22 protein-coding genes are annotated in these 20,244 nt (G+C 70.9%); 14 read left to right on the plus strand and 8 right to left on the minus strand.

The features are described 5' to 3' along the window. Positions 1-19 precede the first annotated feature (19 nt). Complete coding sequence (locus ABGB05_RS20725) at positions 20-634, plus strand: transcriptional regulator (protein ID WP_347655096.1); 615 nt, start codon at positions 20-22, stop codon at positions 632-634. Then, on the plus strand, positions 631-2,172 hold the full coding sequence (locus ABGB05_RS20730; protein WP_347655097.1) for a pyruvate, phosphate dikinase: 1,542 nt from the start codon (positions 631-633) through the stop codon (positions 2,170-2,172). Before ABGB05_RS20725 ends, ABGB05_RS20730 begins: the two co-directional genes overlap by 4 nt. 28 nt (positions 2,173-2,200) lie before the next feature. Here ABGB05_RS20730 and ABGB05_RS20735 read toward each other — a convergent pair whose 3' ends face one another. Continuing rightward, complete coding sequence (locus ABGB05_RS20735; protein WP_347655098.1) at positions 2,201-3,493, minus strand: hypothetical protein; 1,293 nt, start codon at positions 3,491-3,493, stop codon at positions 2,201-2,203. Between the two features lie 314 nt (positions 3,494-3,807). On the opposite strand from ABGB05_RS20735, the gene ABGB05_RS20740 reads away from it, so the two are divergent. Beyond that, positions 3,808-4,125 (plus strand): DUF6176 family protein, encoded by a 318-nt coding sequence (locus tag ABGB05_RS20740; protein ID WP_347655099.1) that lies wholly within the window; start codon positions 3,808-3,810, stop codon positions 4,123-4,125. A gap of 60 nt (positions 4,126-4,185) precedes the next feature. Continuing rightward, positions 4,186-4,842 (plus strand): GPP34 family phosphoprotein, encoded by a 657-nt coding sequence (locus tag ABGB05_RS20745; RefSeq protein WP_347655100.1) that lies wholly within the window; start codon positions 4,186-4,188, stop codon positions 4,840-4,842. A gap of 35 nt (positions 4,843-4,877) precedes the next feature. Here ABGB05_RS20745 and ABGB05_RS20750 read toward each other — a convergent pair whose 3' ends face one another. Further along, positions 4,878-5,762: an NAD(P)H-binding protein gene (locus ABGB05_RS20750; protein WP_347655101.1), complete on the minus strand. Its 885-nt coding sequence runs from the start codon at positions 5,760-5,762 to the stop codon at positions 4,878-4,880. A 98-nt stretch (positions 5,763-5,860) separates the two neighbouring features. Between ABGB05_RS20750 and ABGB05_RS20755 the strand changes: the two genes are divergently transcribed. Beyond that, positions 5,861-6,745, plus strand: coding sequence for a LysR family transcriptional regulator (locus tag ABGB05_RS20755; protein WP_347655102.1), 885 nt, complete (start codon positions 5,861-5,863; stop codon positions 6,743-6,745). Positions 6,746-6,754: 9 nt separating this feature from the next. Here the strand turns inward: ABGB05_RS20755 and ABGB05_RS20760 are convergent, their stop codons facing one another. Continuing rightward, entirely contained in the window at positions 6,755-7,249 is a 495-nt protein-coding gene (locus ABGB05_RS20760; protein WP_347655103.1) for an SRPBCC family protein, read from the minus strand. Beyond that, positions 7,246-7,608, minus strand: coding sequence for a metalloregulator ArsR/SmtB family transcription factor (locus ABGB05_RS20765; protein WP_347655104.1), 363 nt, complete (start codon positions 7,606-7,608; stop codon positions 7,246-7,248). Before ABGB05_RS20765 ends, ABGB05_RS20760 begins: the two co-directional genes overlap by 4 nt. 90 nt (positions 7,609-7,698) lie before the next feature. Between ABGB05_RS20765 and ABGB05_RS20770 the strand changes: the two genes are divergently transcribed. Both ABGB05_RS20770 and ABGB05_RS20775 read left to right on the plus strand, forming a co-directional pair. Further along, positions 7,699-8,232, plus strand: coding sequence for a TetR-like C-terminal domain-containing protein (locus ABGB05_RS20770; RefSeq protein WP_347655105.1), 534 nt, complete (start codon positions 7,699-7,701; stop codon positions 8,230-8,232). Further along, the gene (locus ABGB05_RS20775; protein ID WP_347655106.1) at positions 8,229-8,687 is read left to right on the plus strand and encodes a hypothetical protein; all 459 of its coding nucleotides are present in this window, start codon (positions 8,229-8,231) and stop codon (positions 8,685-8,687) included. The genes ABGB05_RS20770 and ABGB05_RS20775 overlap by 4 nt, the downstream gene beginning before the upstream one ends. A gap of 359 nt (positions 8,688-9,046) precedes the next feature. Here ABGB05_RS20775 and ABGB05_RS20780 read toward each other — a convergent pair whose 3' ends face one another. Both ABGB05_RS20780 and ABGB05_RS20785 read right to left on the minus strand, forming a co-directional pair. After that, a complete protein-coding gene (locus ABGB05_RS20780; RefSeq protein ID WP_347655107.1) occupies positions 9,047-9,229 on the minus strand; it encodes a DUF397 domain-containing protein in 183 nt (60 codons plus the stop codon). Continuing rightward, complete coding sequence (locus ABGB05_RS20785; RefSeq protein WP_347655108.1) at positions 9,226-10,032, minus strand: helix-turn-helix transcriptional regulator; 807 nt, start codon at positions 10,030-10,032, stop codon at positions 9,226-9,228. Before ABGB05_RS20785 ends, ABGB05_RS20780 begins: the two co-directional genes overlap by 4 nt. A gap of 473 nt (positions 10,033-10,505) precedes the next feature. On the opposite strand from ABGB05_RS20785, the gene ABGB05_RS20790 reads away from it, so the two are divergent. From ABGB05_RS20790 to ABGB05_RS20805, 4 genes are all read left to right on the plus strand, one after another. After that, on the plus strand, positions 10,506-11,210 hold the full coding sequence (locus ABGB05_RS20790) for a VOC family protein (protein ID WP_347655109.1): 705 nt from the start codon (positions 10,506-10,508) through the stop codon (positions 11,208-11,210). A 196-nt stretch (positions 11,211-11,406) separates the two neighbouring features. After that, the gene (locus ABGB05_RS20795; RefSeq protein WP_347655110.1) at positions 11,407-12,342 is read left to right on the plus strand and encodes a GNAT family N-acetyltransferase; all 936 of its coding nucleotides are present in this window, start codon (positions 11,407-11,409) and stop codon (positions 12,340-12,342) included. Positions 12,343-12,461: 119 nt separating this feature from the next. Further along, positions 12,462-13,295, plus strand: a complete 834-nt coding sequence (locus ABGB05_RS20800; RefSeq protein ID WP_347655111.1) for a hypothetical protein — start codon at positions 12,462-12,464, stop codon at positions 13,293-13,295. A gap of 28 nt (positions 13,296-13,323) precedes the next feature. Beyond that, on the plus strand, positions 13,324-14,223 hold the full coding sequence (locus tag ABGB05_RS20805) for a transporter substrate-binding domain-containing protein (protein ID WP_347655112.1): 900 nt from the start codon (positions 13,324-13,326) through the stop codon (positions 14,221-14,223). Positions 14,224-14,335: 112 nt separating this feature from the next. Here the strand turns inward: ABGB05_RS20805 and ABGB05_RS20810 are convergent, their stop codons facing one another. After that, positions 14,336-15,715 carry a cation:dicarboxylase symporter family transporter gene (locus ABGB05_RS20810; protein WP_347655113.1) on the minus strand — a complete coding sequence of 460 codons (1,380 nt, stop codon included), beginning with the start codon at positions 15,713-15,715 and terminating at the stop codon, positions 14,336-14,338. A gap of 145 nt (positions 15,716-15,860) precedes the next feature. Here ABGB05_RS20810 and ABGB05_RS20815 point away from each other — a divergent pair, with 145 nt between their 5' ends. Genes ABGB05_RS20815 through ABGB05_RS20825 form a run of 3 tightly spaced genes read left to right on the plus strand, consistent with a single transcriptional unit; the run spans position 15,861 to position 18,969 of the window. Continuing rightward, positions 15,861-17,555, plus strand: coding sequence for a sensor histidine kinase (locus ABGB05_RS20815; RefSeq protein WP_347655114.1), 1,695 nt, complete (start codon positions 15,861-15,863; stop codon positions 17,553-17,555). Continuing rightward, entirely contained in the window at positions 17,552-18,235 is a 684-nt protein-coding gene (locus ABGB05_RS20820) for a response regulator (protein WP_347655115.1), read from the plus strand. Before ABGB05_RS20815 ends, ABGB05_RS20820 begins: the two co-directional genes overlap by 4 nt. 35 nt (positions 18,236-18,270) lie before the next feature. Next, on the plus strand, positions 18,271-18,969 hold the full coding sequence (locus ABGB05_RS20825; protein WP_347655116.1) for a DUF998 domain-containing protein: 699 nt from the start codon (positions 18,271-18,273) through the stop codon (positions 18,967-18,969). Here ABGB05_RS20825 and ABGB05_RS20830 read toward each other — a convergent pair. Continuing rightward, a complete protein-coding gene (locus ABGB05_RS20830) occupies positions 18,963-20,021 on the minus strand; it encodes a S1 family peptidase (RefSeq protein WP_347655117.1) in 1,059 nt (352 codons plus the stop codon). The genes ABGB05_RS20825 and ABGB05_RS20830 overlap by 7 nt on opposite strands. Positions 20,022-20,244: the final 223 nt, after the last annotated feature.

The raw sequence follows: 20,244 nt of genomic DNA on the forward strand, positions 1-20,244 counted from the left end.
TTGGGAGTATCTTGGCCCGGTGACCGTCCTGACCGACCAGCGGTGGCTGGTGCTGCACGCCCTCCGGTGCATCGGGTTCGCCAACCTCACCCGGCTCGCCACGGCGACCGGGCTCGACGCGGCCGACGTGGAGTCGGAGCTGATCGACCTCGCCGTCGCCGGACTCGTCCGACACGAGGCCGGCGACTTCGGTGGCTGGGGGCTGACCGGGGCCGGCCGGGACGCCGACACCACCCGGACCGCCGACGAGCTGCGGACCACGGGCACCCGGGCCGCCGTCACCGAGGCGTACGACCGCTTCCTGCCGCTCAACACCGAACTGCTCGACCTCTGCACGGCGTGGCAGACCCGACTGATCGACGGCATCGTGACGGTCAACGACCACCACGATCCCGGGTACGACGCCCGGGTGTTGGACCTGTTCGTCGCCTTCGACCGACGGGCCGAACCGGTCTGCGCCGCCCTGTCGACCGTCCTGCCCCGGTACGGCCGCTACCGCGTCCGCCTCGCCGACGCCCTCGCCCGGGTGGCGGCGGGCGAACGGGAGTACCTGACAGACCACCTGGAGGCGTACCACACCGTCTGGTTCCAACTGCACGAGGACCTGCTGGCCACCCTCGGCATCCCCCGATGAGCTGGATCCGTCCACTCTCGACGGAGGTCGACGAGCCGGCCGACGTACTCGGGGCCAAGGCCGCCGGCCTGGTGCTGCTCCGGCGACTCGGGTTGCCCGTACCGCCGGGTTTTGTCGTCACCACCTCGGCGTACCGGGCGTTCCGGCAGGCCGGGCGACTGCCTGACGGGTTGGACGGTGAACTCGCCACCGCGATCGCCGACCTCGAACGCACCACCGGACGCACCTTCGGTGGACCCGGGCGGCCACTGGTGGTCTCGGTACGCTCCGGCGGCGAGGTGTCGATGCCCGGCATGATGTCGACCGTCCTCAACGTCGGCCTCACCACCGGAGCCACCGCCGGGCTGGCGGCCGAGACCGGCGATCCGCGGTTCGCCCTCGACTCGCGGCTGAGCCTGCTCACCAGCTTCGCCGCCGCGATCGCGGAACAGGGCGGCCCGCCGCTGCCCGACGAGGCGGTCGGGCAGCTCAGGCTGGCGGTGACGGCGGTGCTGGACTCCTGGGACACGCCCCGGGCCCGTACCTACCGGCAGCTGCACGACGTCCCAGACGATCTCGGCACCGCCGTGGTCGTGCAGGCGATGGTGTTCGGCAACCGCGACCCGGACAGCGGGACCGGGGTCGCGTTCAGCCGCGACCCGGACACCGGCGAACCGATGCCGTTCGGCGAGGTCCTGTTCGGACGGCAGGGCGACGAGGTCGTCTCGGGACGGTCACTGACCCGGCCGCTGGCCGACCTCGCCGAACGGCTCCCGGCGGTGTGGGCCGCTCTCCGGCAGGCGATGGAGCGAATCGAGCGGCACTACCGCGACGCCTGCTACCTGGAGTTCACCGTCGAGGCCGGGCAACTGTGGCTGTTGCAGGTCCGTCCCGCGCGGTTCGTCGGCGCCGCCGCCGTCCGGCTCGCGGTCGACCTCGCCGACCAGGGCATCATCGGACGGAACGCGGCACTGCTGCGGATCTCCCCCGGGCAGCTCCGCCAGCCGCGTACGCCCCGGCTGGCGACGGTCGACGAGGCCGACGTGCTCGGCCGTGGTCGGGGCGCCGGTCCGGGTGTCGCCGTCGGTCGGGTCGCCACCACCGCCGACCGGGCCGCGCGGATGGCGGCGACCGGCCCGGTGATCCTGGTACGCCCGGAGACCTCCCCGCTCGACCTGCACGGGCTCGCGGCGGCGGTCGGGGTCGTCACCGCACGCGGCGGCCCGGCCAGCCACGCCGCCGTGGTGGCCCGGGCGATGGGCAAGGCCGCCGTGGTCGGGGTCGCCGACCTCGTCGTCACCGACGACACCATCCGGATCGGGGGGCGGACCATCGCCGAGGGCACGGTGATCGCCGTCGACGGCAGCGCCGGGATCGTCGTCCTGGGCGATCCTCCGATCACCGGGACCGGGGACGATCTACACCTGCGTCAACTGCTCGACTGGGCCGACGCCGTGTCGGGCGATTCCTCGGACCGGCCCGGAGACGTACGCCTCGAGGCGGCTCACGCCGTCCTCGCCCGTCGCCAGTCAGCATCGTCCGGTCGCCGGGCCCACTGAGCCTCGGCGGACCCGTCAAGTTGTCGGTTCAGCCGGCCTGGGTCAGCACGTCGTTGAGGATCTTCAACACGTCGTCGCGGCTCTCGGCCGGAGACGACACGTAGACGCCGACCTGCCAGTGCTTCGACCCGCCGCCCGGATCGCGGAAGAAGTGGCTGGCCACCACCTCGTACAGGCCCTGCGGGTTGCGCTTCGTCTCGACGTAGTAGGTGCGCTCCCGCACCACGGTGGCCCGGTCCGGCTGCTTCATCCAGGCCTCGTTCATCGCCTGGCGTTCGGTTGCCGTACAGGTGGTCTCGCACGGGCGCAGCAGCAGTTTGGCCTGCTGCCGGCTGCCGGGGTTCCCCTCGTCGACGCAGACCCATCCCTTGCTGTCCGGGATCTCCGACCGGCCGCCCAGACAGCCCCAGGTCTCCGGGGTACGAAACGCGAACGGCCAGTCCGGGAACGTCATCGTGTACGTCGGCTCGCCCGGGGCGTAGGACGGGCCGAGCACCCTGACCGGCGGTACGTCGCGCAGACTCGGCTCCCCCGGCGCGGCAGACGGCTCCCCCGTCGTGGGCGGCTCTCCCGGGGTGGCGGAACCCTGCCCCGGCCCGGCGGAGGGTTCACCCGTTCCCGGCGCCCCGGCCGGTTCCGTCGGCGCCGGAACCGTCGTCGGCCCGGCGACCGGCTTCGGGTCCGGCCCCGGAAGCAGACTGACGACGGCGAACACCCCGGCCACGACCACCAGGAGCAGAACCACACCGCCGGCGATCAGCGCCGTCTTCGCACCGGTGGAGATGCCACCCGACGGGCCGGGCGCGGGCGGATGACCCGGACTGGGCGGCTGACCGGGCCCGGACGCCCAGCCCGGGATGCCACCCGGCACTCCCGGGCTCGGAGGTCCGGCCGTCGGCGGTACGGCGAACGGCGCGCCGTGCGGTGGCATGGCCAGCGGTGTGCCGGGCAGGGGCGCGGCGAAGGACGGGGAGCCCGGGACCGAGCCGCCCGGCAGCCCGGACAGCAGCCGTTCGGCGCCGGGTTGATCCGGTCGCTGGAGCACCGCCGCCCACGGTCGCGCCCCCGACAGGTCGGCCGCGTGCACCGGCAGGTCACCGGCGTACGGGGCATAACTGCTGCCACCGACCGCCGCCAGGAACCCGGCCCGTACCTGCGGGTCGGCCGCCGCCGTCCCGGTCAGCACCGCGACGCTCACCGGGACGCCGGAGCGGTCACGTCCCACGTACAGCTCGGCGACGGCGTTCCGGCCCACCAGTCGCAGGCCGGTGAAGTGGACGGAGAGGATGCCGAGGGCGTCGGAGCCGGAAGGATGGGCCACGATCGGTGACCCTATCGCCGCCAGTCAATCCGCGGCGTCCGCGCGCGCGGCGCGATCATCAACCTGCGGGACGCCAGGCCTGGACCGACGTTCCTCCCGTGCACGAGAACCACTATCTGAGGCAGGTATGGAAATGACCGCAGGTGACGCCGCGGACCGTTGCTCGGACCCGTTTTGGCGTTAACCTGCGTCACAACCCACGAGTAGGGCATGGCACGTGATCTAGCCTGACCAGGGCCGGGTCGAGCGCGCTCGTGGGCTGTTCCGCCCACGTTCCCGTGTCCGCCCGACAAGCACAGCACGGGGAGATGTCGATGATCAAGATCAAGGTGTCACGGATCCGTCCGGGCAAGGTTGACCAGCTCAGGGCGTGGCTTGCCGAGGGCATGCGCCGCGCCGACGAGATCCGGGAGACGTTTGTCAACGAGGGCGTCACCCACGAACAGGGCTTCATTCTCGAAACCGCGGACGGTCCACTTTTTGTCTATGTCGTGGAGTCGGCCGACTACGACGCGGCGGTGCGCGCCTTCCAGGAATCGCCGTACCCGATCGACGCCGAACACAAGGCGGTGCTGGCCGAGGTCCTCGACGGCGAGGTGCCGGTGCCACTTCTCCTCGACATCCATATCTGATCGGTCGGCCACGTCACCGACCGCCGCTGGCGCCTTGTGGCGCACGCCTACGGTTGCGGTATGGCGGATGTGTCGCTGGTCGAGGTGATCGCCCTGCTCGCCCATGACGTCGACGGGGTCGCCCGGGGCACCGGTACGCACCTCGACCACGGCCTGACCGGCGCGCTCCTCATGGATCTCGCCCTGGCCGGACGCATCGACGTGATCGGCGGGCACGTGGTCGTGACCAATCCGGCGGCGACCGACCATCCGCTGACCGATGCCGCACTCGCCCGCATCCAACAGGAGCGAAGAGCGCGCGAACCGCGGGACTGGATCGTGCGTCTCAGCGGGGACGTACGGTCTGCGGTCCTGTCCCGGCTCGTCGAGACCGGGCTGCTCCGCCGGGAGACTGACCGGCTGTTGAAGCTCTTTCCCCGTACCCGCTATCCGGCCCCGGACGGCCTGGAGTCACTGGTCGAGACGGACGCCCGCGAGCGGATGCGCGGGGCGGTCACCGGACCAGGGCCCGTCGAGCCGGGCACCGCCGTGCTCTGCGGTCTGGTGAGCGCGATGGGCTGGGCCCGACGGGTCCTGCCCGACCTGCCACCACAGCAGGTCGAGACCCGTTTCGACGAGTTTCGGCGGACGGTCTGGGCGGCGAACGCCGTCAAGCAGATCATCGACGACGCCGAGTCGATCCGACGGGCCGCGACGGTCGCCGCCGCCACCGGGTAACCTCCGGCGGCGACCGGGCCAGAGCCACCTCGGCGTCAGGCGTCGACGGCCGGCTTCAGCACGTCGACGCACCACTGGTGGAACGTGGTCGGGGTGCTGGATTCCGGCGTACGCGTGACGCCGTTGTCCAGGCCGTTGTTCTTGGCGACAGCCATGTCGAGCAGGGCCTGGGCCATCGGCTCGGAGTACCCGGCCCGCATCATGTTCGCCTTGTACACCTCGCCTGGAATCTGCTGGTAGCGCACCTGCCGACCGAGCACGTCGGAGATGATCGCGGCCATCTCGTCGTAGGTGAGGTCCTGCGGGCCGAGCACCGGCACCTCCGCGAACCCGGTCCAGGTGTCGTCGCGTAGCAGCCGGGCGGCGACCGCGGCGATGTCCCGGGTGGCGACCAGCGGCGCGGACAGGTCGGGCAGGGACGGGCCGTAGAGGACACCCTGGGCCGCGATCGGGCCGACCTGCCACACCGTGTTGTCCATGAAGGACGGCATGGTCAGGGCCCGGTACGGCACGCCGGTGTCGACGATCAGGTCGTCCATGGCCAGGGTCGCGGTGACGTGCCCGGCGCGCCCGGCCACCGGTGTGCCCCGACCCAAAGCCGAGATGCCGACCACCCGCCCGACGCCGGGTGCCATGAACGCTTCGATCACCGGGCGGGTGAAGCCCGAGAACGCGGCGTCGACGCTCTCCGCACGGTGGTCGGCCGCCACGAGCCAGAAGACGGCGTCGGCACCGGCGAACGCCTCGGTCACGACGGCCGGGTCGCGGTGGGAGCCGCGCACGATCTCGACCCGCTCGGCGACGCCCGGCGCGAGCCGCGCCGGATCCCGGACCACAACGCGGACCGGCGCGCCGGCGTCGAGCAGATTCTGCACCAGCCGGCTGCCGATGTTGCCGGTCGGAGCGGTAACCACGATCATTTTTCCTCGATTCGGTGACGAACGTGACGAGGTCCAGTGAACGCGGGCCAGACGCTGGACAGAAGGATCATCTCCGTCCCGATTGATACTCTGGCGGTATGAGTAACCTGGAGACGCGGCAGCTGCGGTACTTCGTGGCGGTGGCCGAGGAGCGGCACTTCGGGCGGGCCGCCGAGCGGCTGGGCATGGCGCAGCCGCCGCTGTCCCGGGCAATCCGTGATCTGGAGCGACAGCTCGGCGTGCAGCTGCTGATCCGCACGACGCGCCAGGTCACGCTCACGTCGGCCGGCGAGACGCTGCTGGCCGACGCCCGGGTGGCGCTGGACGCGGTCGCCGCGGCGGAGCACCGGGCCCGCAACGCCGGGCGGCCGGTGCCGACGCTACGGCTGGCCCTGAAGGCCGACTACGACGCCGGACTGCTGCCGAAGATCATGGACGCGTACCGGACCCCGCCGGTGGAGCTGCTGCTCGGCGGGCACGGCGAACAGGTTCCGGCGCTGCGTGACGGGCGCGCCGACGTGGCACTGCTGCCGACCCCGTTCGACGAGCGCGGACTGGACACGGAACCGCTGGTCACGGGCCCACGCCTGGTGGCGCTGGCGGCCGCCGACCCGCTGGCCGCGCGGACCACCGTACGGCTGTCCGACCTGACCGGGCGGCGACTCCCGGACGGTACGCCGGCCGAGGCGGGCGGCCCGCAGCCGCCCGCGGACCGGCGGAGCAGACTCGACCTCTCCCAGATCTTCAACCTGGTCGAAGTGGGCAACATCGTCTGGTTCCTGCCCGACTGGGTGGCCCGGCGCTTCCCACGGCCGAACATCGCCTATCGACCGGTGGACGGACTCGAGCCGACGACCCTGGCGGTGGCCTGGCCGGCCGAGTCGCGGTCAGCTGCGGTGGCGACCTTCGTCCGTACCGTCAGGGAGCTCGCCGAAGCCACCTTCGACGACGAGTCGCCGACGCCGCTGACCAGCCCGGTGTGACGGAGGGCCTTACTCGACGTTCGTCGGTCGCTGTGCCTCGAAGTGCTCTTTCATCGCCGGGTAGTAGTCGTCGAAGTTCGGTGCGGGCTGGCCGTCGCGCGAGGCGACCAGCGCGTCCAGGTAGTACTCCCAGCCCGGTCCGACCTCACCGACAACCTCCGTGCCGGTCAGGTGTTGGGTGAACCGGAGTTCGGTCACGCCCGCACTCTCGACCAGCGTCAGGTCCAGGTGCCAGCTGCCGTACTCGTCCACGGCGGAGAGCGCCAGCCGGCGCGGCGGTTCGCACGCCTCGATGGTCATGTCCATCCAGGGCTGGTCCTCCTCCTGCGCCATCTGGACCTTGATCGTGTTTCCGGGCGCCGCGTCGCCCTGCCACGGGCCGAACCACCGGGCCGTACGCTCCGAATCGGTGAGGCTCGCCCAGACGTCGTCGATCGGCGCGCGGAACGTACGGGTCAGCACGAGGTCGTCGCCGAACAGTCGGCCTGTGGGTGTCGGGCTCATGCAATCTCCTTCTGTGATGGGCGCCGCCCGGCGGCCGTCTGCCGCTCGCGGCGGGTGCGGTAGACCTCGGTCTCCAGCGCGTCGAGGCGGTGCTGCCAGTCGGAGGGGCGCATCAGTCGCCCCAGCCAGCCGACCAGTTCGTCGAGCGGCGCGGTGACGAGTGTGTAGACCCGCCGGCGCCCGTCAGCCGTGTCACGTACCAGGCCGGCTTCCCGCAACACCCGCAGATGACGGCTGATCGCCGGTCGGCTGATCTCGAACCGGTCGGCGATCTGCCCGGCCGAGAGCGGTTCGTCGCGCAGCATCAGCAGGATCTCCCGCCGTACCGGATCGGCGATCGCTCCCGCCACCTCGTCCACATCAGAAAGCGTAACCTATAGGTTACGCTTTTGGCGACGTCGGCTTCTGAGCGGCCGTGCCCGCTCTCCGATACCGGAAGCCGGTAGAGCGTGTCCCGCTCCGAGCGGAAGCGTGGCCAGGTTGATCACGGGTTCGACGAATCGTCACAGCCGACCTCGTCGCAGTCAAAGACCGCAACGTCGTGTGGATGGCCCTCCGCCGTCGAGGTCGGGGCGGGAAGCCGTACGACGCCGGAATCCCGAACGGGTACCAGTCACGTACCAGAGAGCCGCGCCACACGAGGTCAGCAACGCCGGCTGCTGCGGCGCCTCTACGGCGCGATCGAGGACGATCCCGAACTCGCTCAGACCTACCAGAGTCAGTTCGGCAGGCACCGCGACCACACCCGGCGAGACGTGCTCACCAGGGCCCGCGAAGCGGGACAACTGCCCGAGGACACCGACATCAACATCCTGCTCGACCTACTTACCGGCGCGGTCTGGCAGCACCTGGCCGTGTACCCGGATACCAGCACGCCAACCGAGGTCGAGCGGTTCCTGCGCGCCGCACTCCACCAGGCCGGTTACCGACCAGAAGGCGGGCCAGCCGAACGCCACAACCCCACAGACACGGAGCGATCATGACAATCACAAGCATCGAGGCACAGCAACGCACCCGCGCGTTCGCCCGTGTCATCGGCCCCTACGTCGCGGTCTTCACCACTGTCCTCGCGATCCGCCTGCCCGACCTGGGAAAGCTGGTTGGCAACCTGTTCGACCAGCCGTCCATGGTCTGGATGCTCGGCGCGTCAATGCTCGGGGGAGGCCTGATCATCATCGGCGTACACCGCAACTGGCGCGGTCCGCTGGCGATCACCGTGTCGCTGTTCGGTTGGTTCGTGGCCATCCGAGGATTTCTGCTGATCGCTGTTCCTTCGACGGTCCAGTCCAGTGCGGACGCCACTCTGCAGTCGCCGACCGCGACGCTGCTCTTTCGGCTCTTCTTCGGCACCCTGGCCGTGGCCGGCCTGGTGCTCACCTACGCCGGCTGGTTCAGCCGGGCCGACAGGTGCCGCGTTGGCGTCGCGTCGCGCCGGTGACAGCAACGTCGATGATCCCGATCGTGACCACTACCACGCGTGTCGAACTCGGGTCAGGGTTTGAACCGGTTCGAGGAATCCTCGTGGGCCGGAGGTCGTGATGTGGCGAGGTCTCCGGTAGATGGTTCAGCGACCCAGCAAACCCCTGAACCGGAGACCTCGTGGACACCCCGGCGGTGCCGGGCGGTTCGACCTGACCGACGCCCAGTGGGCAACGCTGGGGCCGTTGCTGCCCACGCCGAAGCGGCCAGGTCGACCGTCATTGTCGAACAGACGCCAGTTGATCGGGGGAATCCGGCGGGCCGAAGGCTGCTCTCCGCTGTGGAGCACGAGCCTGACACAAGACGTCGAGGCGTCGACTACCGCGACTTGACGGCGCGGACAAAGGACCGCCAGGCGGTCGGGTCGAAGGTCAGGGCCGGGCCGGTCGGATCCTTGCTGTCCCGTACGCCGACCACTCCGGTCAGGTTGTCGGCCACCTCGACACAATCGCCGGCGTTGGCGTTGCTGCGGCTGCTCTTGCGCCAGACCGCGCCGGTCATTTCCACGACTCCGCCGCCTTCACAATCAGCTCGATGGACTGCTGGTAGGACAGTGCCTCTCCGCGGATCGTATCCCAGATCCGGACCGCCGCCACCACGTCGACCTCGCGCTCGACCAGCCGACCGTCAAGCTGGTCGTCGAGGAACACGAGCTGACCACTGCTGGGCAGGGTCGCCATCACGAAGGGTCCGTTCAGCCCGGCGTACGCCCCGACGCTGGTCGGCACCACCTGGACCCGGATCCGGGGATGTTCCGAGCAGAGCTTGGCGATGTGCAGGAGCTGTTCCCGCATCACCGCCGGCCCGCCGACCGGCTGGTGCAGCACCCGCTCGTCGATCACGGCGGTGTACAGCGGCGGCTTGTCCCGGGTCAGGATCTCCTGCCTGGCCAGCCGGGTCGCCACGTGCTGCTCCACCTCCTCGGGGGTGAAGAGTCGACCGCCGGTGAGCAGCGCCCGGGCGTACGCCTCGGTCTGTAGCAGGCCGGGGATCACCGACAGCTGGAAGGTCCGCAGCTCGACCGCCTCCTGCTCGTTGACCGCCCACTGCCGGAACCACGGCATCACCGGCCCCGGACCCAACACCTGCTGGATTCGTGCGAGCAGTCCGTCGGCGTCCAGCACCAGGTCGCAGCGCTTGGCGAAGTCCAGGGTCGGTCGCCGCTGACACAGCTCGACCTTGGCGACCAGCGCGGCCGAGAAGTTGATCCGCTGGGCCAGTCCCTCCTGCGACAGATTGGCGAGGCCCCGGAGCCGGCGTAACTCGCCGGCGAAGAGGCTGAGGGTGGACGGCTGCTCGGTCACGGACAGGCTCCTTACCTCGGGCGTACCGGCCCCGGACATCGACGGGACATCGGCCCGGGTCGCCGCGCGAACACTTCCGACCGTAGCGCTTTCCTCACCAGACTGTGGACCGGGAAACGCGCCAACCCGGACCCGAACGGTCGGCGCGCACCGGGTCTCCCCTCGACCCGGTGGCCCGCCCCGGGGACCGCTCCCCCACTCGCCCACCGAGCCGGTCCCCGGGGCTCCCCGTCCCCAACCCACCACGTCCGTCGAGCAGGAGTTCCCATGTGGTCACCCTGGCGACCCCGGGTCCAGCCGATCCGGTACGCCCCACAGCACCGTCGCGACGGACGCCGCGATGAACCAGCCGCCGACCGGTCGCGCGGCCCTCCACCTACCGCTGCGTCCGCTCTGGCTCTGCCGGCGGCGTTCCTCGGCTGGGCCCGGCAAAACGCGTTGTCGCCCCGACGGCCTGTATCTACTGTCGGGTGATGCCCTCTCGACTGCTGGCACTGACCCTCGACGCGCACGACCCGGATCGCCTGGCGCGGTTCTGGGCCGACCTGCTCGGCAGGAAGGTCGTCGAGGACGGCGGCGGCGCCCTGCTGCCCGGCGACGACACCCAGGTCGGCCTCCGGTTCGTCCGAAGCGCCACGGAGAAGGTGGGGCTCGACCGCGTGCACCTGCACCTGACCAGCGACCGCGACGACGACCAGGAGCGCACGGTGGCGAGGGTGCTGGAGCTCGGCGGCGCCCACCTCGACGTCGGGCAGCTCCCCGAGGAGGGGCACATCGTCCTGGCCGACCCCGAGGGCAACGAGCTCTGTGTGATCGAGGCGGGCAACAACTACCTCGCCGGGTGCGGCTTCCTCGGGGAACTCGCCTGCGACGGTACCCGGGCGGTCGGCCTCTTCTGGAGTGAGGCGCTGGGCTGGCCGCTGGTGTGGGAGCACGACGAGGAGACCGCGATCCAGTCGCCGCACGGCGGCACGAAGGTCGCCTGGGGAGGCCCGCCAGTGGCGCCGAAGACCGGACGGAACCGGCAGCGCTTCGACCTCGTTCCGGACGGCGGCGACCAGCGGGCCGAGGTCGACCGCCTGGTGTCCCTCGGGGCCACCCGGCTCGAGGTCGACGAGGACGGCACGATCGTGCTCGCCGACCCCGACGGCAACGAGTTCTCCGTGCGGCGGGCCTGACCGCGACCCGAGAGTTAATCGGTTGCAGGTGGACCGGACCGGCACGTAGGTTTCGCGGCCGTACAGATCATCACGGCCGAACACAAGAAAGGAGGGCTGGGCCATGTACGCCACGCACACCGCGTCCACGTCCTCCCGGGGCAGTCAGCAGAGCTGAACCCCGGCACGGACAGGTCGCCCTCCTCCGGAGAATGCCTTGACGACTCAGCACCACACCGACCTGACCCTGCGCCCGATCACCGGGCCCGACGAGCTTGACCTGTTCAACAGCCTGCCGTACGTCCTCAACAAGGAAATCGCCAAAGACCTGGCGGAGGGTCGACGCCGCCCGGAATGGCTGTGGCTCGCCCTGCGCGGCGACCGTCTCGTGGCCCGGGCCGCCTGGTGGTCCCGCCCGAACGACGAGCACCCGCTGGTGCTGGACATCCTCGACATCGTCGACAACACCGACGACGGCGTACGGCTGCTCAGTGCGGCGCTGCCCACGGTGGTACCCGCCGGGGCGACACCACCGGAGTACACCCGTTTCGTCCCGCCGGACTGGCGTGACGACAACACCAGTCGCCGGATCGTCCAGGACCGGATGGAGGTCCTGGAGCGGACGGGTGCCAAGCTCTTCGTCGAACGGCTGCGCCTGGAGTGGCGACCCGGGACCCCGATTCCCGAGCCCACCGGCCGGCTGGTCTTCCGACCGGTCCGCGAGCCCGGGGAACTCGTCGACCTGATGACCCTGGTGATGGACGGCAGCCTCGACGCGCACAGCCGGGACGAGCTGACCCGGATGTCCGCCCGGCAGGCCGCCGAGGAGCAGTATCAGACCGAGCTGCTGCGCTATCCCAGCCCCCGTGACTGGTGGCGGATCGCGACGCTGCCGGACGGCGAGCCGGTCGGCTTTGTCATCCCCGCGCACAACGGCTACAACCCGATCATCGCCTACATCGGGGTGGTGCCGGCGCACCGCGGCCACGGCTACATCGACGAGGTGCTGGCGGCGGGGACGCGGCTGCTCGCCGAGCAGGACGTACCGTGGATCCGGGCGGCGACCGACGTCGGCAACGTACCGATGGCGAAGGCCTTCGCCCGGGCCGGTTACGTCACCTTCGAACGCCAGATCGACATGACCTGGAGCTGAGACCGCAGGCGTCGGGTCCGGGCCGCCGGCGGTCCGGACCCGACGCCGACCACAACCTGGCCGACCATCCACGGTGGTGCGTCGCTCCGGTCCCCGCTCGGCCGGCTTGCCGATGTTCGGTGCCAATTTCCGGTCACAGCGAGGTATACCTTGGAATCGGTACGGCCGACATCGCTTGTCGGAGATGTCTCCGCAACCTGACAACTGCTAGCCTCGCTGCCGTGAGCAGCGCTACCGATCGATCCGGACGGCTCCGGACCTTCGTCGTCCGCGAGCTGAAATGGTTTCTGCCGACGCTCCTGATCGGTCTGATCGCCGCCGTTCTGTACACGCTCGGCGAGGAGCGGGCAGGCTGGCTGATCGAGATTCTGGCGCTGATCGCCGCAATCGTCACGCCGTTTCTGGTCGAACATCTCCGGCCCCTCATCGGCTCCCGGACCGGCCGGAGGGGTGGACCATCCGACGAGGCGACAACCCCGCAGGACCAGGTCCACCAGGCCGGCGACCTCGGCCGGGCCCGGTGGATCCGGGGAACCCTGGCGCTGGCGTCCCTCCTCCTGCTCGTCGTACTGCTGAACGCCGTGCAGTGGTGGCACGACAACCGATCCGACCTGCACGTCGAGTTCGGTACGCCCACCCGGCTGAGCCCGGAAGGATCCGCGGCCCTGGTTCCCGTCATCGACGGCGAGCCGCTACGAGGATCGCTGACGTTCACCCCCGAGATCAGGGCGCTCAGCACTGCCGGCAACTGCGTCGTCCCGGCGGTGCTGGACATCAGACCGGTCGTCGACGGCAGGCCCGGCGGGCTCGTCCGGGCTCGACACGACCAGTTTGTCGAGATACCGGTCGGCTCCGACGTACGGAGCGTGGAACTGGAGATCACGTATCGGGGCGTCGTCGATCCGAGCTGTCTCATCGAGGTGACGCTCGCCGACGGCCACCTCGACCGTTGAGTCGTACACCCGAACAGAGGTGGCCGCCATGAAGATCAGCTCCATCCTTCCCCGTCCGGTCCGCCGGCCAGTCTCGGCGGCGCTGGTCGGCGTCCTGGTGACGGGGGCCGCTGTCGCCTGCTCCATCGGAGGCACCGCCCCCGAACCGAACCCGGACGACCCGGCGCGCTACCTCAGCGGCACGGTGGCGATCGGCATCAACCCCGAACAGCCCGGGTTGAGCGAGTACGACAACGGGACGTGGACCGGGTTCGACGTGGCCTTCGCACACTGGCTGGAAAGGGAGATCGGCTTCGAGGCCAGCTTCGTTTCGATACCGCTGGACCAGCGCGAGTCGAGGCTGGTCAACAAGAACGTCAAACTGGTGATTTCGACGTTCTCGATCACAGACACGCGGCGCGAGCAGATCGACTTCGCCGGACCGTACTTCCTGGACAGCCAGGGCATCCTCACCCAGGGAGATCAGGAAATCGAGGACTTCGACAGTCTGCGAGGAAAGAGCGTCTGCGTCCCGAGCGGTTCGACGTCCGCGGAGCGGCTCAGGGAAATGGGAATCGCGCCGGCGGAGGAACCGAGCCTGGAACGCTGTGTGCAACGCGTCGTCGACGGCGAGGTCCTGGCGGTGTCCACCGACCGCGTGGTGCTGGAGGGGGCGGCGGCGGCCCCGCAGTGGGCGGGCTACGACCTCCAGGTGCCGAAGAACTTCCGGTACGGTCGCGACGCGTACGGCATCGGACTGCCGAACAACTTCCCGAAGACCTGCGCCTTCCTCACCGAGAAGATCAAAAAGTTCATCCTCGACGAGTGGCAGCCGAAGTTCGACCAGAACCTCAAATTCGCCTCGGCCGACGATCGTATGCCCGACGTCAACGGCCTCGATCCCTGCGAGCAACCGACGGGTGCGGCCGGGGCCAGCACCCCGAGGTGAGCCATGCCCGCGTCGCCACCGCGCACGTGGTCGCGGCGCCCGGCGGGAAACGGATTCCCACCGGGCGCCCGCCATCCGTGGCTGCCTGACGACGCTGGTTCAGCGGCGTCCGCTACCCGGAGACCTTCGCCAGCCGGGTGTCGTCGGCCGGAGAGTCGGCCGACGGCTCCGCGTCGTCGGCCGACTCGTCCTCGTCCAGCATGGTCGCCTCGTCGAACGGTCGCTGCCCGGCGAGTACGGCCCGCGCCTGCCCCCGGTCGAACTCCCCGGTCCAGGTGCCGATCAGCACCGTCGCCACCGCGTTGCCGGCGAAGTTGGTCAGCGCCCGGGCCTCGGACATGAACCGGTCGATGCCGACGATCAGGCCGACGCCGTCGACCAGGTCGGGGCGGTGGCTCTGCAGACCGCCGGCCAGGGTGGCCAGTCCGGCACCGGTGATCCCGGCGGCACCCTTCGAGGCGATGATCATGAAGACCAGCAGTGAGATCTGCTCGCCGATGGCCAGCGGCTTACCCAGGGCCTCGGCGACGAAGAGCGAGGCCATGGTCAGGTAGATCGCGGTGCCGTCGAGGTTGAACGAGTAGCCGGTCGGAACGGTGATGCCGACGACCGGCTTGCTCACCCCGAAGTGCTCCATCTTGGCGATCAGCCGGGGCAGCGCCGACTCGGAGGAGGAGGTGGAGAGGATCAGCAGGAACTCCCGACCCAGGTACTTCAGCAGGGAGAAGATCGAGATCCGGGCGATCAGCCAGAGCAGCAGACCCAGGAAGACGATCACGAAGATGGCGCAGGTGACATAGAAGCCGACCATGATCTGGGCCAGGCTCTTCAACGCGTCGACACCGGTCGCGCCGACCACCGCCGCGATCGCCCCGAAGGCGCCGATCGGGGCCAACCACATCACCATCGCCAGAATCTTGAAGACCAGCCGCTGCGCCACGCCGACGGCACGCAACACCGGCTCGCCCCGGCGGCCCATCGCCTGCACGGCGAAGCCGACCAGGAGCGCGACCAGCAGGGTCTGCAGCACCTCACCCTCGGTGAGCGCCGAGAAGAGCGACGTCGGGATGATCCCGAGCAGGAAGTCGACGGTCCCCTCGCTGTCCCCGCTGACCTGGGCCTGACCGGCGGCGGCCTGGGCGGCGCCGAGGTGCAGGCCGGAGCCGGGGTGCACGATGTTGCCGACGACCAGGCCGATGGCGAGCGCCACCGTCGACATGATCAGGAAGTAGCCGAGGGCCAGGCCACCGACCTTGCCGACCTTCGCGGCCTGGCGGACCGACCCGACCCCGAGCACGATCGTGCAGAAGATGACCGGGCTGATCATCATCTTGATCAGCGCGACGAAGCCGGTGCCGATCGGCTTCAGTTCCTTGGCGGCGTCGGGCGCGACGAACCCGACGACGATGCCGGCGACAACGGCGATGATGACGGCGAGATACAGGAAACGGGTCCGGTCCCGTCGCGGCCGGATGCTGGTGGGGGTGTGCATGGGGTCACAGTGACCCGCGACCCGTCCCGAGGCAGCCTTGCGTTCATTGTGTTCACCGGCCAGACTCCGAACGGCCCCCCAATCCGGCCGTGACCTCGTACAACGGCCAGCCGCGCACCCCGGAGAGAGCAGAGCACCGCAGCCCATGTCCAGACGGTGGAGCATCGCCGGGCAACTCTTTGCCCTGCAGGTCCTTGTCGTCACCCTGCTGGTCGTGGCCGGCATGGTCGGCGCGGTGCTGCTCGCCCGCACCGACGTACGGACCGCGGCGCGGGAACGGGTCCTCGCCGTGGCCGAGGCGGTCGCGCACTCCCCCGACGTGGCGACCGCACTGCGCTCCGCCAGCCCGGCCAGCCGCCTCCAGCCGTACGCGGAGGCCACCCGGCAGGCCACCGGGACCGACTTCGTGGTGGTGATGGCGCCGGACCGGACCCGCTACTCGCACCCGAACCCGGACCGGATCGGCCAGCCCTTCGTCGGCGAGATCGGCCCGGCGCTCGCCGGTCGGGCGTTCACCACGGTCAACGTCGGCACCCTCGGCGAGTCGGTGCGGGCGGTGGCGCCGGTACGGGACGCGGACGGCGAGGTCGTCGGCCTGGTCTCGGTCGGCATCACCACCGAGGCGATCAACCGGAAGCTGCTGGCGCAGGCACCGGCGCTGCTCGCCGCCACCGCCGCCGCGCTCGCCCTGGCCGCCGCCGGCTCGTGGCTGCTCAGCCGCCGCCTGCGCCGCCAGACGCACGGCCTGGGACCGGCCCAGATCACCCGGATGTACGAGTACTACGACGCCGTCCTGCACTCGGTCCGGGAAGGGCTGGTGGTGCTGACCCCGGACCGCCGGGTCGCCCTGGTCAACGACGAGGCCCGACGGCTGCTCGGGCTGGCCGGGACCAGCCTCGCCCAGGACCGGCGGGTGACCGAGCTCGGGCTGCCGCCGGCGGTCACCGAACTGATCGTCTCCGGTCGCCCGGCCCACGACGAACCGGTCATCGCCGGTGATCGCATGCTGGTGGCCAACCAGCGGGAGACCACCTTCCACGGCCGGGCCGCCGGGACCGTGCTGACCCTGCGCGACCACACCGAGCTGCGGACGCTGGCCAGTGAACTCGACTCGGTACGCGGACTCACCGAGGCGTTGCAGGCCCAGGCACACGAGTCGGCGAACCGGCTGCACACCGTACTGACCATGGTCGAGTTGGGGCGTACCGAGGAGGCGGTCCGGCTGGCCACCGCCGAGCTGAGTCTGGCCCAGCAGCTCACCGACCGGGTCGTCGGCGCGGTCACCGAACCGGCACTGGCCGCCCTGCTGCTCGGCAAGTCCGCCCGGGCCGGCGAACGTGGCGTGGACCTGACCGTCGACCCCGGTTCCCGGCTCGACGGGCACCCGCTGCCCATCGGCGACCTGCTCACCGTCGTCGGCAACCTGGTCGACAACGCCCTGGAGGCGGTCGCCGGCACCACGCCGCCCCGCCGGGTCCGGGTCCACCTCGGGGCGACGGAGGCGGAGGTGACGGTCCAGGTCACCGACAACGGGCCCGGGCTCGACCCGAGCCAGGTCACCGAGGCGTTCCGCCGGGGCTGGTCGACGAAGAGCCCCGGACGCGGGCTCGGCCTGGCCCTGGTCGGCCAGGTGGTCGCCCGGTACGGCGGCACCGTCGAGGTGACCCGTCCCGCCGAGGGCGGCACCCTGTTCAGCGTCCGGCTGCCGATCCCCGGCCGGTCCACCGTTCCCGGACAGCCGGCGGACCAGGGACAGGCGGCGGACCAGGGACAGGCGGCGGAACCGGGCGACCCGACCGGCCCGGAGCAGGCTGCCGCCGCACCGGAGGTCGGCCGGTGAACGCCATCCGGGTGCTCGTCGTCGAGGACGAGCCGCTGCTCGCCGACGCGCACCGGGCGTACACCGAACGGGTGCCCGGGTTCCGTGTGGTCGGCGTCGCGCACACCGCCCGGGAGGCGATGGCGGCGCTGCGCGCCGACGGCGGGGCGGGCGTGGACCTCGTACTCCTGGATTTCCGGCTGCCCGACCTGCACGGCCTGGACGTCTGCCGGGCGTTGCGGGCCGCCGGCAGCGTCACCGACGTGCTCGCGGTGACCTCGGCCCGGGACCTCGCCGTGGTGCGGGCCGCGGTCGCCCTCGGGGTGACCCACTACCTGCTGAAACCCTTCACCTTCGCGGCGTTCCGCGACAAGCTGGAACGGTACGCCGAGTACCGTCGGCAGGCGTTGGTCGACGGTACGGTCGACGCCCAGCACGAGGTGGACCGGATGTTCGCCACGCTGCGCGGCGCGGACGCCGACACCCTGCCGAAGGGTCTCGGCACCCAGACCCTGGACGCGGTACTCGCCGCACTGCGGGCCGAACCGGGGCTGTCCGCCACCGAGGTCTCGGCCCGGACCGGCATCTCCCGGGTGACCGCCCGGCGCTACCTGGAACACCTGGTCGACGTCGGTCGGGTGGCCCGCAGCCCCCGGTACGGCGCACCGGGCCGACCGGAGATGGAGTACCGGCCGACCTGACCTGTCGCGACCAGCTGGACACGTAGGGTCAGGTCATGCCTGTGGTGCCCTGGTGGGGGGTGCTCTCCGCGGTGGCCGCCCCGGCGCTCCTGGCCGTCGGGTGGACCCTGGCGGCGGTCCGCGAGCCGGACGGCTACGACCCGGTCGCCGACACCATCAGTCTGCTCTCCTCCTACGGGCCGGTCGACAAGCTGATCCTGGTCACCTGCCTGGCCGGGCTCGGGCTGGCGCACCTGGTGACCGCGGTCGGCCTGCGTTTCGTGTCGCTCGCCGGACGGCTGGTGTACGGGCTCGGCGGCGTCGCGACCATCGTGGTGGCGGCGGTACCGAAGGTCGACTCGGTCACCCCGCCCGCGCACGGGATCGCGGCGGTGGTCGCCTTCGTCGCGCTGGCCGCCTGGCCGGCGGTGGCCGCCCTGACACCCGGCCCCCGCCGCACCGCCCCGTCCCCCGGCTCCCGACGCACCGACCGGTCGGACCGCCCGTGGGTGCTCCGCCGGCCGGCGGGGCTCGTCGCGAGCGGGGTGATGCTCGGGGCCGGACTGTGGCTGGCGCGACAACTGCCGGACGGGCCGACGGCCGGCCTCGCCGAGCGGGTGGCCGCCGGGACGGAGGCGGTCTGGCCCCTCGTCGTGGTGCTGGTCGGTCTGCGCTGGTACCGCCACCGTCGAGCAAACCGGGCCGCCGTCCCGGACGGGGACGGCGGCCCGGTCAGGGGACGCGCGGTTCAGTAGACGCTGACGCCGTACGCGTTGAGCGCCTCGACGACCGGCTGGAAGAAGGTGACCCCGCCGGTGGAGCAGTTGCCGCTGCCGCCGGAGGTCAGCCCGAGCGCGGTGGTGCCGGCGAAGAGCGGACCGCCGCTGTCACCCGGCTGGGCGCAGACGGTGGTCCGGATCAGGCCCGAGACCGTACCGCTGCCCTGGTAGGTGACGGTGGCGTTGAGCGCGGTCACCCGGCCGCTGCGCACCTGGGTGGTGCTGCCGCTGCGCTGCACCGACTGGTTGACGCTCGGGTTCGCCGCCCCGGTGATGTCCCGGAAGCTGCCGTTGTAGAGCGTGACGTCGCCGGGCTGCTGGGCGACGCCGCTGGCGTACCGGACGATGCCGTAGTCGTTGCCCGGGAAGCTGCTGCCGGCCCGGGTGCCGATCACCGAACCGCCGGAACTGGCCGACCAGTTCGCCCCGGCGTTGGTGCAGTGCCCGGCGGTCAGGAAGTAGTAGGTGTTGCCGCTGCGGACGTTGAAGCCGAGCGAGCAGCGGCTGCCGCCGGTGTAGATCGCGTTGCCGCCGGAGATGGTGGTGCTCAGCGTGCCGGGGATCGCCTGGACCCGTACCGCGCCGCCGAACGGGGCGACGACCGATTTGATCTTCGCCAGTTTGGCGCCGGTGACGGTGCTGTCCACGTCGACGACCACCTGGTTGCTGACCGGGTCGACGTACCACGCGGTGCCGGGGATCCGGGCCGACCGGTCCAGTTCGGCGGTCACGCCGGCGAGTTCGGCGGCACCGCGGGCGACGATCCGGGGGGTGGCTCCGGAGGCCCGGACCTCACGGGCGGCTGCCTCGTCGGTGACGGTGACGATCATCTTTCCGGTGGCCTCGTCCAGGTACGTGCCGGCCGAACGGGCGCCGAGCCGGTCGGAGAGCGCCGTCGCGGCGTCCGGAGACGCGGGGGCCACCGGCGCGGCGGCGTACGCCGGCGCACCGGACATCATCCCGGCGACAAGGGCGCCGGCGCTGAGGACGACCGCGGCACGACGGATCGGGGACCTCGTGGGTCGCATGGAGCCTCCCAAGGGGGGTTTGGAGGGTTCTGCGCCGCCTTGCGGCACATCTCCCACGAGTATTCAGACATATAAGATCATGAACAAGACTCGTAACATATCGACTACAGCAGGACGTACGCCTTATGGATGAGCCTTGGCAACCGGCCGGTAACCACCGTTGTCCACACTGAGGTCTGTCTATATGCTCTGGCGCACCCCCACTGGCCCAGGCACCGTGATC

The organism is Plantactinospora sp. B5E13, from assembly GCF_039871775.1.
In the GTDB taxonomy this organism is placed as follows: domain Bacteria; phylum Actinomycetota; class Actinomycetes; order Mycobacteriales; family Micromonosporaceae; genus Plantactinospora.

What these genes read in the sequence shown, in the direction of transcription:
- ABGB05_RS20760 (WP_347655103.1), bottom strand. Translation starts at nt 7,249, where the DNA reads ATGAGCCCGACACCCACAGGCCGACTGTTCGGCGACGACCTCGTGCTG.
- ABGB05_RS20755 (WP_347655102.1), top strand. Translation starts at nt 5,861, where the DNA reads ATGAGTAACCTGGAGACGCGGCAGCTGCGGTACTTCGTGGCGGTGGCC.
- ABGB05_RS20780 (WP_347655107.1), bottom strand. Translation starts at nt 9,229, where the DNA reads ATGACCGGCGCGGTCTGGCGCAAGAGCAGCCGCAGCAACGCCAACGCC.
- ABGB05_RS20815 (WP_347655114.1), top strand. Translation starts at nt 15,861, where the DNA reads ATGTCCAGACGGTGGAGCATCGCCGGGCAACTCTTTGCCCTGCAGGTC.
- ABGB05_RS20810 (WP_347655113.1), bottom strand. Translation starts at nt 15,715, where the DNA reads ATGCACACCCCCACCAGCATCCGGCCGCGACGGGACCGGACCCGTTTC.
- ABGB05_RS20730 (WP_347655097.1), top strand. Translation starts at nt 631, where the DNA reads ATGAGCTGGATCCGTCCACTCTCGACGGAGGTCGACGAGCCGGCCGAC.
- ABGB05_RS20830 (WP_347655117.1), bottom strand. Translation starts at nt 20,021, where the DNA reads ATGCGACCCACGAGGTCCCCGATCCGTCGTGCCGCGGTCGTCCTCAGC.
- ABGB05_RS20740 (WP_347655099.1), top strand. Translation starts at nt 3,808, where the DNA reads ATGATCAAGATCAAGGTGTCACGGATCCGTCCGGGCAAGGTTGACCAG.
- ABGB05_RS20825 (WP_347655116.1), top strand. Translation starts at nt 18,271, where the DNA reads ATGCCTGTGGTGCCCTGGTGGGGGGTGCTCTCCGCGGTGGCCGCCCCG.
- ABGB05_RS20805 (WP_347655112.1), top strand. Translation starts at nt 13,324, where the DNA reads ATGAAGATCAGCTCCATCCTTCCCCGTCCGGTCCGCCGGCCAGTCTCG.
- ABGB05_RS20775 (WP_347655106.1), top strand. Translation starts at nt 8,229, where the DNA reads ATGACAATCACAAGCATCGAGGCACAGCAACGCACCCGCGCGTTCGCC.
- ABGB05_RS20790 (WP_347655109.1), top strand. Translation starts at nt 10,506, where the DNA reads ATGCCCTCTCGACTGCTGGCACTGACCCTCGACGCGCACGACCCGGAT.
- ABGB05_RS20745 (WP_347655100.1), top strand. Translation starts at nt 4,186, where the DNA reads ATGGCGGATGTGTCGCTGGTCGAGGTGATCGCCCTGCTCGCCCATGAC.
- ABGB05_RS20750 (WP_347655101.1), bottom strand. Translation starts at nt 5,762, where the DNA reads ATGATCGTGGTTACCGCTCCGACCGGCAACATCGGCAGCCGGCTGGTG.